The sequence below is a fragment of the Chryseolinea sp. T2 genome, assembly GCF_037203685.1.
In the GTDB taxonomy this organism is placed as follows: domain Bacteria; phylum Bacteroidota; class Bacteroidia; order Cytophagales; family Cyclobacteriaceae; genus Chryseolinea.
The window spans coordinates 107,297-125,481 of record NZ_JBBCAU010000009.1; the positions used below are offsets into that span (position 1 = coordinate 107,297).

The following is an 18,185-nucleotide window of genomic DNA, read 5'->3' on the forward strand; positions in this document are numbered from 1 at the left end:
TGAAGTGTCGGATTTGAGGCCACAAAAATACTCGATTTTTGCGCTCGTGGAGGCTTGATTTCAAATTCTGACCAATAAAATCAAACTTGTTCCGATGATGGAAGCTACCGCTGCGCGATGCGCAGAAGTGCCTCATTCAGGACCCTGCGATGGTTTGAATCGATAATCTCCAAATGCGCTGATTTCAAACGCTTGAGGAAGGATCTGACAGCCGCTTCTGGGATGACTCGATCCTGGGTGGCCAGGAAGACGTTTAGCCTGATGTCGGAAGTATCCATTATCCTTCCCAGTTGCTTGAGGTCAAACCGGAGCTTTCGGAACGAGGTCCAGGTTTGAAGAATGCGAAGTCGCTTCTTTTCATTATCAAGCTGGTGTTCAATAAAGCGGATGGTCACGGGATCCATAGCACCTAGTCGCCTTCCCACTTGCAGCAATCCATGTAAACCCCGGGGACTCTTCATGAGCCGGGTGAACACGCCCCGTCCAAAAGACGTACCCGTGGCAATTTTGAACCAGGGATTACCGACCAGGCCATCCGGAGCAACCAGAAAACACTCTGAAACTTGTTTTGAAAACGACTCGACGATTGACAGAGCAAATCGGGCCCCGATACTGTAGCCTAGCACGGCCATCTTGTCAACCTGTTCTGTTTCGCAAAACTTGATAACGAGTTGTTGCCAGTCAGTCTTAGAAATTGCCCCGTCGTTCCACTGGCTTTCACCGTGGAAGAACAAGTCAAAAGCATACACGCGATAAGTTGTGGTGATCTCTGCCGGAAGTTTGCTGAATACAGTGCGGTCCTGTCCGGCGCCATGAAACAAAAGCAATGCGCGCGATCCAAACCCCTGCACGTCGTACGAGAGCACGGCATTGTTGAGTTGGATCGCGCGTGAATACATTATAGTGACCAGCCCGCCCGGTACTCCCGTTTTACGAACTGATTCGCAGCGTCGAAATTCGTGATCTTCATATTCTTTGCATCCCAGAGAAGCTTCTTGCGGCCGATGTGTTTGCCTTTATCATCTTTCATGGCATAGGCGCGCAGAGCGAGATTTCCCATCAGTATGGCTTCCGTCATCGGTCCGGCATATTCGAACGGAGAACTGAGTTGCATTTTGCCATAACCCTTAATGCAAGCTTCAACCCATTGGGTATAGTGACCTGCTTCTGCTCCTGCGATACGCGGTATTGTTGGAGAGGGTAATGAATCTTTCATACGTTTCGTTGGCAACAGAACAGGAGCGAGGTTGTAATTGCCCATCAGCTTGCCTTTGGTTCCCTCGAGAATATAACCGCCGTCGGTATCGCCGAGATTTTCATCCGGCAACAGCTCAGCAGGACGCTGAGGCAGGAGACCACCGTCCATCCAGGTGAACTGGATATCTCCTTTGCCATCCTTACGGGGGAACTTCAAATGAATGATCGAACTCGCAGGGCAACTGTCGGCGTAGTCAGCCTCCTGAAAGAAACCGGACCACGCAGTAGAAGTACTGCATTCAACTTCCGTTGGATAGTCGATGGGCAGGATGCGGAAAGGTGCATCCATAATATGGCATGCCATGTCGCCTAACGCGCCGGTTCCAAATGGCCACCAGCCGCGCCAGTTGAAAGGAAGATAAGCCGGGTTATAATCGATATAAGGAGCAGGGCCGAGCCAAAGGTCCCAATCGAGTTCCTTTGGGATTTCAAACTTTCCTTTTGGAGTCGGTATGCCCTGTGGCCACACGGGGCGGTTTGTCCAGGTCTTTACTGCCGTCACGTCACCAATGAGTCCGGCATCAACCATTTCTTTCGCGCGGCGAACATGGTCAGCAGATGCATATTGATTACCCATCTGCGTAACGACCTGATATTTCTTTGCCGCTTCGGTTAGCGTACGTGCCTCATGAATGGTGTACGTGAGAGGCTTCTGAACATACACGTGCTTCTTGCGCTGCATGGCAGCCACTGCTGCTACTGCGTGTGTATGATCCGGTGTCGAAACCGATACAGCATCAATTCCCTTTGCCTCTTTGTCAAGCATGATCCGGAAATCCTTGTAGATCTTTGCCGACGGGAAATTCTTTTTTGATTCCACTATCTGGCGGTCGTCTACATCACAGAGGAAGGCAATCCGTGCGTTCGGACTCTTGGCAAATCCGGTGAGATCGCTCGTTCCCTTTCCGCCTGCACCAATGCCGGCAATGTAAACGGTATCGCTAGGCGCCACATGACCCTTTCCTCCAAGTACGAAGCGAGGCACAATCGTAAATGCGGCCGCTGCCATTCCTGCCTGGCCGATGAATTTGCGTCGCGAAATGGATGATTCCTTCTTTTTGTTTGTCATGATCTGGTTAGTAGTTGCTGATCAGCTGATATGGGTTTGAGAATACTATACACTATAAAAATACAAAATCCCTATACACGAAGAGTACGCTGAAGAGCAGAGCTTTTTTTTACTCTACACCACAGCGTACCTGCTTAAAAACTAGTAAAAAAGGCCCCGAAAGGGGCCTCCAAAATTATCAATTATCAATTATCAATTGTCAATTATCGGCTACGCAAGCTTCCACCCCGAACGATACTCACGCTTCACAAACTGATTCGCCTCATCAAAGTTCGTCACCTTCATGTTCTTGCTGTCCCAAACAAGCTTGATGTTTCTTCCAGGATAGTCAAATTGATCTGGCTTGTCCTTCTTCGGATGGCGGATATCATAGCTGCGAATGGCAAGGTTACCCATGAGCAACGCTTCAGTCAACGGACCGGCTATCTCAAACGGAGAGCTTACTTCCATTTTGCCGTAGCCGGCGAGACATGCCTCGACCCACTGTGCGTAGTGACCGTCGGCACCACCAGGTACGCGCTTGATGCTTTGAGGAACACTCACTTCTTTGTTGCGTGATGTCGGCAACAGGCTTGGATTGATACCATACGTTCCGCACATCATCTTTCCTTTCGAGCCGATGAAGATTACCCCGTTACCACCATCTCCCATAACCTCATTAGGGCCGAGCTCCTCAGGACGCGGAGGCTGAATGCCGCCGTCCATCCAGTGCATCTTCACATTGGGTTTGCCCTGCGAACCAGGAAACGTAAGGATTGAATACGAAGAAGGAGGGCAGCTGTCAGGGAAATATCCCCGCTTGAACTCGTCAACGTATACGCTACCCACACTTGCTGTTACATCCAGTGGCGATCCAAGGCCAAGTACGCGGAAAGGAGGTTCTACGAGGTGACATCCCATATCTCCCAATGCACCGGTACCATAATCCCACCAGCCGCGCCAGTTAAATGGAACGAGCTTCTCAACATAGTCCTTATACGGCGCAGTGTTGAGCCACAGGTCCCAGTCGAGTTCCTTCGGCACACTTGCCTTGTTCTCCGACCATGGAATACCCTGGGGCCATACCGGACGATTGGTCCAAACATAAACTTCACTCACATCGCCGATAAGTCCGGCTTTGTACCACTCCATCAACTGACGAACGCCGTCGCCAGATGATCCCTGGTTGCCCATTTGTGTTACGACCTTGTATTTCTTTGCTGCTTCCGTGAGCACGCGTGCTTCATAGATGTCGTGAGTGAGAGGCTTCTGCACATATACGTGCTTACCGAGTTGCATCGCTGCCAGTGCTTGGATAGCGTGCGCGTGGTCAGGGGTTGAAACAGATACAGCATCGATATGCTTCTGCTCTTTCTCGAGCATCTGCCGGTAGTCTTTGAAATACTTGGCCTTCGGAAAGTTCTTCACAGACTCAGCAGCGCGGCGATCATCGACATCGCATAAGTACGCAATTTCTGCTTTCCCACTCTTGGCAAAATTAGCAATGTCGCTTTGCCCTTTTCCTCCAGCACCAATACCTGCGACGTAAAGTTTGTCGCTCGGTGCACGATAACCAGTGCCACCCAGGACGAATCGTGGTACGATAGTGAAAGCCGCAGCTGCCACTCCGGCCTGCTTCATAAAATTACGACGGGACGCCATGTTTATTTGTTTGATTTATAAATCTGTTAAATCGACTTACTTAATACCGGCGCGAAGCGCCGATAACTAATTCTTAACTCTTAATTCTTAATTCTTAATTTCTTGTCTACAGGTTCTGCTTCTTCAGCTCCTCCAGAATGTATTCCGACGTGCGCATCGACAGGGCCAGGATCGTCCACGTCGGGTTTTTGTCAGCCTGAGAAACGAACGGACCACCATCCACCACAAACAGGTTCTTGCATTCGTGTGACTGGCTGTAACCATTCAATGCCGACGTCTTTGGATTATCACCCATACGCGTTGTGCCTACTTCGTGAATGATGCGGCCGGGAGCTGCAAGTCCATAGTTATTGTGAGGACCGTCCTTGTCGCCGGAAGTCACCACACCGCCCATCTTGTGTATGAGCTCGCGGAAGGTATCTTTCATGTGCTTGGCCTGCTTGATCTCGAAGTCGCTCCACTTGTAATGAAAGCGCAGTACGGGAATTCCAAACTTGTCGACTGTGTTAGGATCGATCTCGCAATAGTTGTCTTCGCGGGCAACGGCTTCACCTCGTCCCGACATTCCAACAGTTGCCCCGTAGAAGTAGCGATAATCGTCTTTCAGGGAAGCACCATATCCACCAGCTTCTTTAGTCTTGCCATCACTACCGGCGTATTTTCCGTTTGTATTTTGCATGCCGAATCCAAATCCGTATCCGGGCATGTTCATACCTCCACCATATTCGATGTGATATCCGCGGGGGAAGTCCAGCTTCTTGTTGTCAAGCCACCATGGTGTATACACGTGCATGCCACCAACTCCGTCTTCGTTGTATCTTTTTCTTCCAACGAGATGGGGGAGGATACCACCCATAGAGGCACCGGTTGAATCGTGCAGGTACTTGCCCACGACGTTCGAACCATTAGCCACACCGTTGGGATACCTCGTTGACTTCGAGTTCAGCAATATGCGGGCAGATTCACAGGAGCTCGCTCCAAGCATCACCACCTTTGCATTGACTGTGTATTCCTGGAAGTCAAGGCGATTCACAAACGAAACGCCCGTTGCCTTACCATCAGCATCTACGAGCACTTCACGCACCATCGCTTCAGGGATGATATCTACATTGCCCGTTTCAATTGCAGGTTTCACGAGGACCGATGATGATGAAAAGTCGGCATGAACTGTACATCCCCGATTACACTGACGACAGTAGAAACACTGCCCGCGCTGGTCGTTGATCTTTTGCGTGAGGATCGAAAGCCTGGCTGGAATTACGGGTATGTTCAGTTCTCCACCGGCCTTTTGGATGAACATCTCATGCAATCTTGGCTTTGGTGGTGGAAGAAAAATACTATCGGGATCATTGGGAAGATTCTCCTTCGATCCAAACACACCGACAAGCTTATCAACCTTGTCGTAGAATGGAGCAACATCATCATAGCTGATTGGCCAGTTTTCACCAAGGCCATCTATGCTTTTTCGTTTGAAGTCTTTGGGGCCGAAGCGCAATGATATTCTACCCCAGTGATTGGTACGTCCACCCACCATGCGGGAGCGGAACCAGTCGAACTCGGTATTGTCTTTACGGGTATAAGGCTCTCCCTCAATCTCCCATCCGCCGTAGGCGGCATCAAAGTCTCCGAAATTCCGATAGGGGGATGAAGCGCCGCGGCGAAGTGATTCCCACGGCCATTTTAACTGTGTAACGTTCTTAGCGGGATCGTAGAGCGGACCAGCTTCAAGTAGAACGACTTTCACACCAGCCTTAGCCAGCACATATGCCGCCATTCCACCGCCTGCTCCTGAACCTACAATACAAACGTCATAAGATTTGGGGGTTTTCTTAATTTGGAAGTCTGCCATAGTATCGGTAACAAGGCTGTAAAATAGGATTTTATGCGATATCCAGCCCGAAATCGATTGAGAAGAAACCGAAATTTATGTTAGCGGTTTTAACGCAGGTCTACTTGCGTGCACCATCACGGCGAGGGACTGGATCATAGCCATGTGTACCCCAGGGATGACAGCGGGCAATGCGTTTCATGCCAAGCCAGATTCCCTTAACAACGCCCCATTCTTCAATAGCCTGGATCGTATAGTGTGAACAACTGGGAGTGTGTCTGCAGGAGGCGCCCAACAGTGGCGACAATGTCCACTGGTAAATACGGATGGGTAGTATAAAGATCTTTTTAATAAGCTGCACGGTCTCTGACTCTGGTGCTCTAAATTCAACAATAAGGTGTCAAAATCCGTCAATTACATCAGCGGATTTTTTACCTCCCCGATATCTTACAAGCGGTGAATCTTTAATTGTTGCGACACGCAAAAAGCCCCGCCCGAAATAATGCTTCATCGGCCTTGGATCGGACTGTCATCGGTCTTCCATCGGACTTTTATTCGGGTCCCATCGGAGTTTCATCGGACTACCATCGGACTTTCATCGGAGTCCTTCGGACTTCATCGGACTTTTGCCAACGCGTCTGGTACCAGATTCGTCATTATTCCGATCCGAAGAGTTAATCGATGCTGTAAGTCATTTCACCATTCTTACCATCCATTAACTGTACTCCGCGTGCTTTTAGTTCATCGCGGATCTTATCCGACAAAGCAAAGTTCTTGTCCTGGCGCGCCTTCTTCCTGAGTTCAATGAGAACATTAATAACACCCTCCAGCAGAGCATCGTTCTGCGTTTCCTCCTCCTTGAGTCCGAGTACATCTTCCATGAATGCAACATAGGCCTTCCGGAATCGTTCAAAGTCTTCAGAAGATACACTGGACAGGGGAGTATTGCCCGACTTAAAGTCATTGATGCGCGACGCCATATCGAATAACACCGCTAGCGTTTTTGCCGTGTTGAAGTCGTCACTCATCTCATTGAATAATGCATCGACCTGGCCGTTCAGAGTCTCGGACAGCTTCGCGTCTGGAGTAACGTTACCGCTATGCGCCAGCTTCTTAACGTTGGCCAGTGCTGACGCCAAACGCTTAAATCCTTTCTCGGCAGCCTGAAGTGCATCATTTGAAAAATCGAGTGTACTGGAATAATGCGACTGAAGCATGAAAAAGCGCACGGTCATGGGGCCATAACCTTTGTCGAGAAGCTTGTGTGTTCCTGCAAAAAGCTCGCGCGGGAGGAAGGAGTTACCTAACGACTTACTCATCTTCTGTCCGTTCACCGTGAGCATATTCGAATGCATCCAGTAATTGACGGGCGATTTTCCATTCGCGCCAACTGCCTGAGCGATCTCGCATTCGTGATGGGGGAACTTCAGATCGAGGCCTCCGCCATGGATGTCGAATGTTTCTCCGAGGTATTTGGTGCTCATCACGGTGCACTCGATATGCCATCCGGGAAATCCATCACCCCACGGTGAGGGCCAGCGCATAATGTGATAAGGAGATGCTTTCTTCCAAACGGCAAAGTCGATCCTGTTTCTCTTTTCATCCTGGCTGTCGAGCTTGCGTCCGCTTTCCAAAAGTTCTTCGATTACGCGTCCGCTAAGTATGCCGTAGTGATGAAGCGTATCATACTTCGTTACGTCGAAGTACACCGATCCATTCACCTCGTATGCGAGCCCTTTTTCCAGCAGTTTCTTAACTATCTCGATCTGTTCTACGATGTGACCGGTTGCCGAAGGCTCAATGCTGGGAGGCAGGATATTGAACTGCCTCATCACTTCGTGAAATCCTTCCGTGTAATGCTTCACTACCTCCATTGGTTCAAGCTGCTCGATGCGTGCCTTCTTGGCGATTTTGTCTTCGCCTTCATCAGCGTCGTTCTCCAGGTGCCCCACATCTGTGATGTTCCTGACGTAACGGACTTTATATCCGAGGAAACGCAGGTAACGGGTGGCCACATCAAACATCATGAACGTGCGCACATTGCCAAGGTGAACATCACTGTATACAGTTGGACCGCATACATAGATACCGACGTGGCCGGGGTTAACAGGCGTGAAGCGTTCCTTTTGCCCAGTGAGTGAGTTGGTAATATGGAGCGGGTAAGTATCGAAGTAGTTCATTATGGGGTGGAAAATGGGCCGAAAATACGACTAATAACGGAATATGGAGAGGGGATGGTTGCTTAAGAAAACGAGCCTTTTGAGGTATTTGACGCGGAAACAGTTGTTGCGACATCGGTTGCGGAGGCTTAGAAAATGTGGCGAACGGTGATTAGGAAACGTTAACGTAATCGATTGCGTAATCGTTTGTGAAAATAAAAGAATAACTATTTCGATTGCGATGCAACTTTTTTCTACCTTCGAATAATGCGCTCCCCAATTTGACTGCAGAATCATGTTGACGGGCTCGCAGAAACTTCATAACCAATATTTAAACCCAAACGATGATTTATGAAAAAACTCTACGGAAGCTTGAGTTTGACATTAGCAGTCTTGCTAATGCTAGCTTCGGTGGCGGTCGCCCAGGACAGGACGGTGACCGGAACCGTAAGCGATGAGACGGGGGCAGGAATGCCCGGAGTAAACGTTCTGGTGAAAGGAACTACCAACGGAACGGTGACAGATGTGGAAGGCAAGTATTCTCTTAGCGCGCCTTCAAACGCCACGCTTGTAATTACATTCGTGGGATACAAAACTACTGAGATCGCGGCGGGCGACCGTACCAAGATCGATGTAGCTCTTGAAGTGGACCTGACTTCACTCGATGAAGTCGTCGTTACAGGTTATGGTATCGACAAGCGACGCGAGATCGCAGGTGCCGTTTCCATCGTAAAGACAAAGGACCTCACGGTAACTCCAACTGGTAACGTAGAGCAACTTCTGCAAGGTCGCGTTCCAGGTGTGACAGTTATCCAAAACGGTCAGCCTGGTTCGACTGCTCAGATCCGTATCCGCGGATTTGGCTCTATCGGTCCTGCCGGTTCTAACAACCCTCTTTACATTGTGGATGGTGTACCTACTCAGGACGTAGGTTTCATTAACCCTGATGACATCGAAACTACAACGGTGTTGAAGGACGCTGCCGCTGCTTCCATCTACGGTGCGCGTGCTGCATCTGGCGTGGTTGTGTACACTACAAAGAAAGGCAAGAAGGGTCAGAAGCTTCAAGTGACATACGACGGTATGTTCGGTTTCACCACTCCTGGCAAAGGAACATCGATGATGAATCCTACGGATTTCGCTGACTGGACCTGGAAGGCACAGTATAACACAGAAGACGCCAACGCTGCGGCTGACGGTCGTCCTGTCGATTATGCAAAGGCTCTTAGCAAGTTCGCACACCCTCAATTCGGAGGCGGACTTTCACCCGTAATTCCTGACTACCTCATGGTAGGTGGATCTTCCGGAGTAACTGGTACAGTTGATCTTGAAGCTGAAAGGCTTAAGTACAATGTTGACCCAAGAAAAGGTGCTGCGTACCAGGTAATTGCTGCCAACAAGCAAGGTACTGACTGGTATGATGAACTGACTTCAACTGCTCCACTCAGCCGTTCTACTATCGGTATCAACGGTGGCGGTGAAGCTTCTCGTTTCTATATTGGTCTGTCTGCACAGAACCAGGATGGTACCATGATCAACCAGAAGTTCGAGCGCTATGCATTCCGCGCAAACTCTGAGTTCGACATTCTTCCTAACCTCCGCATCGGAGAAAACATGCAGTTTACTTACCGTTCTATCATAGGTCTTCAGGGTGAAGACGGTGGTGCCGGTATCTCTGACGACGAAAACGACTACCTGGCAGCGTTCCGTATGCCTAGCATCATTCCTGTTTATGATGTATTTGGTGGCTATGCAGGTACGGCGGCAAAGGGCTTCAACAACCCACGCAACCCTGTGGCTAACCGCGATGGTCTGGACAACAACAAACAATTCAACGCTTTCGGTTTCGGAAACGTTTATTTGGAATTGGATGTGATTCCAGGATTGACACTGCGCACAAGCATCGGTGGTAACTACGTCGATGGCTTCAGCAAAGGTTTTACCCGCTGGCAATATGAAAACTCCGAAAATAACTCTGCATTCGGATTCAACCAGGCACAAGGTTATCGCTTCAGCTGGACTTTCACTAACACAGCAACTTACAAGAAAGCGTTTGGTGATCACAACGTAGAAGTGTTGTTGGGTCAGGAAGCCCTCAATACCGGCAAGGGCTGGGATTACTCACAACAGGGTAACAACCCATTCTCATGGGATCCTAACTTCGTGAACATGACGCAGGTGACAGCTACGCCTCCGAACAGCTCACAAAGTCTTGGTGTGAACTTCTCTTCACTCTTCGGTCAGGTAAAATATACCTTCAAGGAAAAGTATATCATTGGTGGTGTACTCCGTCGTGACGGATCTTCACGCTTCGGTGAAAACAACCGTTACGGTGTGTTCCCTGCAGCGTCTGCAGCATGGAGAATTTCTGCTGAACCTTTCATGCAGAACGTCCGCTGGATCACGGATTTGAAAATCCGCGGTGGTTACGGTACAATGGGTAACTCTAACCCTGTTAACCCGAACAACCAGTATACACTCTATGGTGGTGACATGGGTGCTTCTTCTTACGATGTTAAAGGTTCGAACAGCAGTGCAACTGTTGGTTACTACAGAACACGTATCGGTAACGCCGATGCTAAGTGGGAAACTGCGGTTACTTCTAACTTAGGTTTCGACGCCTTGTTCTTTGATGGCAAACTGGACGTAACTTTCGATCTCTGGAGAAAAGATACACGCGATCTGCTCCTCCAGGTACCGATCACAGCTGTAGTGGGTTACCGTGCAGCAGCTCCTTCAGTAAACGTTGCTGAAATGCGCAACCAGGGTATCGACCTCGGTATCACTACCAAGGGCAACATCAACACTAAGTTGAGCTATGAAGTTAACGTAAACGGTAGCTTCCTTCAGAACGAGCTGACAGGTCTGCCAACTGGACAGACATATATCGGAACCATCAACCCTGGCTACCGCGGTATCAACCCGATCCGCAACGGTCTCGGTCACTCAATTTCTTCTTTCTTTGGATACAAGGTTGAAGGCCTGTGGGAAAGCAACGAAGAAGTTAAATCTTACAACGCCATCGATGGAGACGCTACTTCCGAGTACCAGGCTGGTGCAGCGGCAGGTCGCTTCAAGTACAAGGATATCAACGGCGATGGAAAAATCAACTCGGACGACAGAACCTTCATTGGAAGCCCTGTTCCTAAGTTCACTGGTGGTTTCAACTTCACCATTCGCTACGGAAACTTTGATTTCTACGCATATCTGTATACTTCATTGGGTAACAAGATCTTCAACCAATCGAAGTGGTTTACAGATTTCTATCCTTCGTTCCAGGGTGCTGGCATCGCAGAACGCGTGAAGGATTCATGGACGCCTGAAAATACCGGAGCATCTATTCCGATCTTTGAAAGTGCTTCAAACTTCAGCACAAACACTCAGTCGAGCTCTTTCTACGTTGAAGATGGCTCTTACCTGCGCCTTCAGAACATCACACTTGGTTACAACCTTCCTTCAGCTTTGCTGAACAAGTGGAAGATGACCAAGCTGCGTCTGTTCGTTTCTGCAAACAACGTGGCGACTATTACCGGCTATAGCGGATTGGATCCATCTGTAGGTGGTAACGTAGATACTCAGTACGGTATCGATCTTGGTAACGCACCTTTGAACAGCAGCTTCACCGGTGGTATTAACCTTGGGTTTTAATCTGGATAATTGCGAAAGAGACTATGAAAAAGATATTTAGAAACAAGTTTATATGGAGCACGATGGTGATGGCATCAGCGATGTATGCCTGCTCCGACAGTTTCCTTGACGTTCCTCCGACCGGTTCACTGGATCAAAATCTGCTGAACACTTCGTTGGGTATGGACCGTGCCTTGATTGCCGCTTATTCCCAGGTTAACGGTCGCGATAACCGTATGGGTAGCCCTTCAAACTGGGTATGGGGTAGCATCAGGGGTGGTGAAAACAACAAAGGTACAGACCCTGGAGATTTCTCGGATATCAACCCGATCCAGCGCTTCGAGTACCTTAGCACGCAGGGCGTTATCAATGATAAGTATAATGCCAACTATGAACTGGTGGCCCGCACGAATGCGATTCTCCGATTCTTGCTGGCGCCTGGAGCAGATATTACTCCAGCCCAGATTACTTCATACTCAGCTCAGGCACGATTCCTTCGCGCACATGGCTATTTTGAGCTTGCACGCGGCTTCAATAAGACGCCTTATGTCGATGAAAACATCGACCTGGCTACTGGCGCCGGCGACGTTCAAAATACAACTGATCTGTGGCCACAGATTGAAGCTGACCTGAAATTCGCTTATGACAACCTGCCTGAAACACAGGCTGAGGTTGGTAGAGTGAACAAATGGGCTGCTGCATCATATCTTGCTAAAGTGTACATGTATCAGCAGAAATACGCTGACGCAAAAGCACTGTTTGATGTGATCATTGCCAGCGGTCAGACTTCTAACGGTAAGAAGTATGCTCTTGTACCCGTATTCTCTTCGGTATTTAAGGCTTCGAATGATAACCACTCAGAATCAGTTTGGGCTTATCAGGCAGCTGCAAATACTGGTAGCGTGAACAACGCCAACCCTGAATTCGACCTGAACTGGCCTTATAACACAGGTGCTGATGGTCCTGGTAACTGCTGCTCATTCTTCCAGCCAACACAGGAAATGGGTAACTCATACAGAACCGAAGGCGGTCTGCCTTTGCTCGATGATGGAGCTGGTACTTATGCCCCTGCGTATAACACGGCAGCAAATGCGATCCTTACCGATATGGGTATTGAAAGCACGAAAGCATGGGATGCAACTGTTGACTACAAGAAGGACGGCTATGTGACCCGTAACGATCCTGGTAAACCTTGGCAGGAACGTGTTTACAAAGCAAACTCTGATAACAAAGGAGCTGACCCTGCATCATCTGCCAGCTGGAAGCTGGTTTGGGTAGAGTCGACTAATGCTGCTTTCCAGGATCTGAAGTTTGACCCTCGTATCGACTACACAATCGGCCGCCGCGGTATTCCTTATCTCGACTGGCAAGATTTCCCAGGTAAGGCCTGGATCCGTAACCAGCCGAATGCTGGCCCTTACCAGACCAAGAAGTATGTGTACTACAAGTCTGACAAGGGTAGCCTCCAGGACAACAGCTCATGGACTCCTGGTTACACTGCGGTTAACTACACAATTATCCGTTTTGCTGACATCCTTTTGATGGCTGCAGAAGCTGAAATTGAAGTAGGAAGCCCTGCAAAGGCCAGAGATTATGTGAACATGATCCGCCTTCGTGCTTCAAATCCTGATGGTTTTGTCATGAGCGGAACTGCTACTGCTGCTAATTATGAAATCGCTTTGTACACTGACGCATGGGCGAAAGACGATGCAACACGTGAGAAGGTTCGTTTCGAACGTAAACTCGAGTTGTCTGGCGAAGGTCACCGCTTCTACGACCTGATGCGCTGGAGCGGCGTGTATGGTGGTGCAGCTTCAGACTATGGAGCAAAGGTTATCAACGCTTACCTGTCATACGAAACTCCTCTGGTGCCATCTGGCGCATTCACAGGTTCTACTTTCGATGACAAAGACAAGTGGTTGCCACTCCCTCAGGGTCAAATCGATTTGAAGCCTGGTGTATTGACACAGAACCCCGGCTACTAAATCGTAGAACATTAGTTCTGATATTGAATAAGGCCAACGAAAGTTGGCCTTATTTTTTTCTCATGGTCCTAAAATCGACAGGCGGGCCGCGCCCTTGAGGAGTTCCTGCTGTTACTCAATAATGGTCCTATAGAAGCAGGCAAAATTTTGTAGCCGTCCTCTAGCCGTTCTCTGGCCGTTCTCTAGCGAGTGATGGATGATTTATGCGAATTTGAGCTGGAAATGAGGGAAGCCCCAGTAAATTGTTGGAATCTGGGTTGAAAATTGAATTTCTGGGTTACATATCATTTTGAGATTGACCCAACGCTAACAAAAAAGAACATGTTCAAAATCAAATATCGTGCCAAAAATACGTATTCGTGCCTGAAAATCACCACGCTAACCAGCGTTATCTCCGCAGTAATCCTTATGAAGTAAAATGCATTGCCTCATTTCGGTCCCTGGATATTTTCAATCCACCCTCTGGCAATCTCATTCTTTTCCAAAGAAATCTTGCCATCTTGACTCGTTATAGCACCGTATATTCCCCAATGAAACACTCGACTCATATGCTTGTATCCCGCTGTTTTGGCTTGCTGCTATTGTTCTCAATAGGCTGCGGAAAAAAAGCACCCGATACGCTTTTCGTTCTGCATGACGCAGACGATACTGGCATCGACTTCTCCAATACTGTCGATGAGTCCGACAGCTTTAATATCCTTACCTACGATTACATCTACAACGGTGGGGGTGTGGGCGTGGCCGACTTCAATAACGACGGCCTGCAAGACCTGTTCTTCACGGGCAACCAGGTGCCCAACCGGCTCTATCTGAATAAAGGAAACTTCCGGTTCGATGATGTAACCGATAAGGCAAATGTCAACGTGCCAAAGCGATGGAACGAAGGCGTTGCTGTAGTCGATATCAACAACGATGGTTGGATGGACATGTACGTTTGCGCCACCACCAACAACGACCCGTCATTACGAAGAAACATGCTTTTCGTAAATCAGGGTGCCGACGATTCCGGAGTTCCAACTTTTAAAGAAGAGGCTGCCAAATACAAGATCGACTACAATGGTCACAGCGTAATGGCCGCCTTCTTTGATTACGACCACGACGACGATCTTGATCTTTACATTCTCGTCAATCAACGGCTCACCAACGTACCAACAAATTACCGCGAGAAGATTGTTGATGGTTCGGCGCAAAACAACGACAAGCTATATCGTAACGATGGCAACGGTTCATTCACAGATGTCACAATCGAGGCTGGCATCGTTCATGAAGGATTCGGTCTCGGTCTTGCCATCAGCGACGTAAACCTTGATGGATATCCGGATGTCTATGTCTCGAACGACTACCTGTCGAATGATATCTTATACATAAACAACCGGAATGGCACTTTCACCAATCAGACCCGTGAATTGATTGGACACTCCAGTATGTTTTCGATGGGTAACGACGCGGCAGACCTCAACAACGATGGTTTGCCGGACATTATCACACTCGATATGCTTCCCGAAACGAACGCCAGGAAGAAGACAACTATTGGCAACAAGAGTTACCTCACCTACATCAACAACGAAAAGTTCGGCTATGAATATCAGTACGTACGGAACATGCTTCAGATCAACAACGGCGCTGACAAAGGCATTCGCTTTAGTGAGATAGGGCAACTCTCCGGTATTTATCAGACGGAGTGGAGTTGGTCGCCACTTGCTGCCGACTTCGACAATGATGGTAACAAAGACATTCTGATCACCAACGGATTTCCAAAAGACATAACCGACAAGGACTTTGCCAACTATCGCGCTGATGTCGGAAATGTTGCCAGCAACCGTACCTTGATCGACTCAATCCCTGTGATCAAAATTCCGAGCTACGCATTTCGAAACAACGGCGACCTCACGTTCTCGGATGTTACAACAAAGTGGGGATTGGGCACGCCGTCATTTTCAAACGGGGCCGTTTTCGCGGACCTTGACAACGACGGCGATCTCGACTATGTGGTTAATAACATCAACGACAAAGCATTTGTTTACGAGAATACACTGCTCCCGCCTGATAAGAATGACACTGTAAAAGCACACTACGTTCGCATCAAGCTGCAGGGAACACCGACCAATACCCAGGCCGTTGGAGCTAAGGTCACCTTATATCAGCAGCAGGGTAAGCGGCAGTATTCTGAATATACTGTCTACCGCGGCTTCCTCTCATCTGTAGAACCGTTTGTCCAGTTTGGATTGGGAACAACAACGGCGCTTGATTCCGTTGTTGTGGATTGGCCTGACGGCAGCCATCAGGTGGTAACGGATGCAAAGCCAGATCAGACAAACACAATCACATACAAAAAACTTCCACCTTCCCATGCAATTCCAGGTAACACAAGCGTAGCTTCATTTCAGCCCGTGAAGCAGCTATTCAAACCATCCTTCATTCACAGCGAGGAAGATAAAATTGATTACAACATCCAACGCACTATTCCTCATAAGTTCAGTCAGTCCGGTCCCTCGCTTTCGGTTGGCGATGCAAACAATGACGGTCTTGACGATGTGGTCATTGGTGGATCGTCATCACATCAAACGTCGTTGTATCTTCAGCAACGCGACGGATCATTTGTTCTGAAGCCTAATGCGATCAATACTGAAGGCAAGGAGCAGGAGGACATGGGCACTCTGTTGTTCGATGCAGACAACGATGGGGATTTGGATCTTTACGTAGTGAGTGGAAGTATGGAAGCCTCCGACTCGGCAGCCTACCAGGATAGATTCTATCGGAATAACGGGAAAGGATCATTCACACCCGATGCTGCCGCTCTGCCTAAGGAGGCTTCAAGCGGTTCGTGCGTGCGCGCTGCTGACTTCGACGGCGACGGCGATCTCGATTTATTCGTTGGCGGCCGCGTGGTACCAGGCCAATATCCAATGCCTCCGAAGAGCATGTTGCTGCGAAATGACAAAGGCTCATTCACGAACGTTATTGCAGAATTGACAACCGGCCTTGAAAGGATCGGTATGGTTACCGATGCGCTCTGGACGGACTTTAATAATGATAACAAACCCGACCTCGTTGTTGTTGGCGAGTTTATGGCCGTTCAGTTCTTTGAGAACAGCGAAGGAACTCTCAGGCGTTTACAAAACAGTGGTATTGAAAATGAATCAGGGTGGTGGAACAGTCTTGCAGGAGGCGACTTTGATAACGACGGAGATATTGACTACATCGCTGGCAATCTCGGAAACAACAACAACTACCAGGTACGACATGATCAGCCGCTCAGGATCTTTGCCAAGGATTTTGATGGCAATGGAAGCGTTGATCCGGTTCTCGCATGCTTCCAGAGGGCATCGATGTCTGGTGACGTCCGCAATCTCTATCCAATTCACTTCTGGGATGAACTGAATTCACAGAGCCCCAAGTTCAGAAACAAGTACAGTCGGTACGAGCACTACAGCCTGGCGACTATCGATCAGTTGCTCTCACCCGATGACTTAAAGGGCGCCCTCACACTTGAGGCAAACAATATGAGCACAAGCCTGATTGAAAACCTTGGCAGCGGCAGGTTTCGTTTGAAGGAATTGCCAACTGCAGTTCAGGTCGCGCCTGTGAATGGAATGCAGGTTACGGACGTGAACAACGACGGCAACCTGGATCTCGTACTCGTAGGTAATGATTATGGAAATGAAGTATTCGCCGGACGCTACGATGCCTTTACTGGCCTCGTTCTCCTCGGTGACGGGAAGAATGGATTCAAAGCTGTTCCCTCGTCCTCGAGTGGCTTCTATACACCAGGAGACGCGAAGGCACTCGTAAACCTGTTTACTTCTAATGGGGGAGAGCTGTGGCTTGCATCTCAAAATAAGGACAGCCTTAAAGTATTCGAATCTACACGCCTTCCTAACGACGAAGTGATTACGTTAAAAGCGGATGAGCTGTATGGCGACATCACTTTCGCTGATGGCAGAAAGCAGCGCATTGAATTTTATTATGGATCGGGATTTATGTCGCAGACATCGCGAATGTTCAGGATGCCTGCGATGGTTAAGGAGCTTGTGTTGTATAATTCTAAGGGTGTCGCGCGTAAGCTCTCACCTATAAGGATATAAGCCCATCATTCCCCTGCTGCACCTTCTCAAACAACTGTTACATTCTACATTTAGAGTGTTACAATTTGCGGTTAATCAGCACAGAACCACATCCCACTAAGCCGATTTCTGTTGCAGGTCGCCCAACAGGCTTATGACCGCATGTGCTGCTAAACCAGGCCAGCGCTATCCCTCGCGAGTGCAACGAAGCGGCTACGTGGTCTTAAGACGTGTAAGAAGCACCAACGCACGCACGATCCATTAACAGCATTGTTACGCAAAAGGAAGTAGCATCACACTTTTTCGCTGTTGCTGTTCATCACATGGCGATAACGAATTAAGAGTCCAACGTTAGCTGCGTTCGTAGACAGGGTTTGGGCGACCTTATTTTACGGATAGATTCAGGTTCTTAATCTAAATTGATAATTCGCGCATACGAGCAGTCTCTTGCGACCGCGCGAGTGCAACGAAGCGGCTACGTGGTCTTAAGACGTGTAAGAAGCACCAACGCACGCACGATCCATTAACAGCATTGTTACGCAAAAGGAAGTAGCA

General features: G+C 48.8%; 9 protein-coding genes. 3 read left to right on the forward strand and 6 right to left on the reverse strand.

Translation table 11 applies throughout. The features are described from left to right. Positions 1 to 104: 104 nt before the first annotated feature. From WBG78_RS25335 to cysS, 6 genes are all read right to left on the reverse strand, one after another. Positions 105 to 899, reverse strand: coding sequence for an alpha/beta fold hydrolase (locus tag WBG78_RS25335; RefSeq protein WP_337329311.1), 795 nt, complete (start codon positions 897 to 899; stop codon positions 105 to 107). Further along, a complete protein-coding gene (locus WBG78_RS25340) occupies positions 899 to 2,326 on the reverse strand; it encodes a Gfo/Idh/MocA family protein (RefSeq protein WP_337329312.1) in 1,428 nt (475 codons plus the stop codon). The genes WBG78_RS25335 and WBG78_RS25340 overlap by 1 nt, the downstream gene beginning before the upstream one ends. A gap of 210 nt (positions 2,327 to 2,536) precedes the next feature. Then, complete coding sequence (locus tag WBG78_RS25345; protein ID WP_337329313.1) at positions 2,537 to 3,967, reverse strand: Gfo/Idh/MocA family protein; 1,431 nt, start codon at positions 3,965 to 3,967, stop codon at positions 2,537 to 2,539. A 106-nt stretch (positions 3,968 to 4,073) separates the two neighbouring features. Then, positions 4,074 to 5,816 (reverse strand): GMC family oxidoreductase, encoded by a 1,743-nt coding sequence (locus WBG78_RS25350; protein ID WP_337329314.1) that lies wholly within the window; start codon positions 5,814 to 5,816, stop codon positions 4,074 to 4,076. 100 nt (positions 5,817 to 5,916) lie between these two features. After that, on the reverse strand, positions 5,917 to 6,156 hold the full coding sequence (yidD, locus tag WBG78_RS25355; RefSeq protein WP_337329315.1) for a membrane protein insertion efficiency factor YidD: 240 nt from the start codon (positions 6,154 to 6,156) through the stop codon (positions 5,917 to 5,919). A 313-nt stretch (positions 6,157 to 6,469) separates the two neighbouring features. Further along, the gene (gene cysS, locus WBG78_RS25360) at positions 6,470 to 7,975 is read right to left on the reverse strand and encodes a cysteine--tRNA ligase (protein ID WP_337329316.1); all 1,506 of its coding nucleotides are present in this window, start codon (positions 7,973 to 7,975) and stop codon (positions 6,470 to 6,472) included. A gap of 330 nt (positions 7,976 to 8,305) precedes the next feature. Between cysS and WBG78_RS25365 the strand changes: the two genes are divergently transcribed. The 3 genes from WBG78_RS25365 to WBG78_RS25375 all read left to right on the forward strand — a co-directional run bounded on the left by WBG78_RS25365 (position 8,306) and on the right by WBG78_RS25375 (position 17,651). Further along, positions 8,306 to 11,602 (forward strand): SusC/RagA family TonB-linked outer membrane protein, encoded by a 3,297-nt coding sequence (locus tag WBG78_RS25365; protein WP_337329317.1) that lies wholly within the window; start codon positions 8,306 to 8,308, stop codon positions 11,600 to 11,602. A 23-nt stretch (positions 11,603 to 11,625) separates the two neighbouring features. Then, entirely contained in the window at positions 11,626 to 13,566 is a 1,941-nt protein-coding gene (locus WBG78_RS25370) for a RagB/SusD family nutrient uptake outer membrane protein (RefSeq protein ID WP_337329318.1), read from the forward strand. A 548-nt stretch (positions 13,567 to 14,114) separates the two neighbouring features. Continuing rightward, a complete protein-coding gene (locus WBG78_RS25375; RefSeq protein ID WP_337329319.1) occupies positions 14,115 to 17,651 on the forward strand; it encodes a VCBS repeat-containing protein in 3,537 nt (1,178 codons plus the stop codon). The last annotated feature ends 534 nt before the right edge of the window (positions 17,652 to 18,185 follow it).

Coding starts and splice junctions, on each gene's coding strand:
- WBG78_RS25335 (WP_337329311.1), bottom strand. CDS start 899: ATGTATTCACGCGCGATCCAACTCAACAATGCCGTGCTCTCGTACGAC.
- WBG78_RS25340 (WP_337329312.1), bottom strand. CDS start 2,326: ATGACAAACAAAAAGAAGGAATCATCCATTTCGCGACGCAAATTCATC.
- WBG78_RS25345 (WP_337329313.1), bottom strand. CDS start 3,967: ATGGCGTCCCGTCGTAATTTTATGAAGCAGGCCGGAGTGGCAGCTGCG.
- WBG78_RS25350 (WP_337329314.1), bottom strand. CDS start 5,816: ATGGCAGACTTCCAAATTAAGAAAACCCCCAAATCTTATGACGTTTGT.
- cysS (WP_337329316.1), bottom strand. CDS start 7,975: ATGAACTACTTCGATACTTACCCGCTCCATATTACCAACTCACTCACT.
- WBG78_RS25365 (WP_337329317.1), top strand. CDS start 8,306: ATGAAAAAACTCTACGGAAGCTTGAGTTTGACATTAGCAGTCTTGCTA.
- WBG78_RS25370 (WP_337329318.1), top strand. CDS start 11,626: ATGAAAAAGATATTTAGAAACAAGTTTATATGGAGCACGATGGTGATG.
- WBG78_RS25375 (WP_337329319.1), top strand. CDS start 14,115: ATGCTTGTATCCCGCTGTTTTGGCTTGCTGCTATTGTTCTCAATAGGC.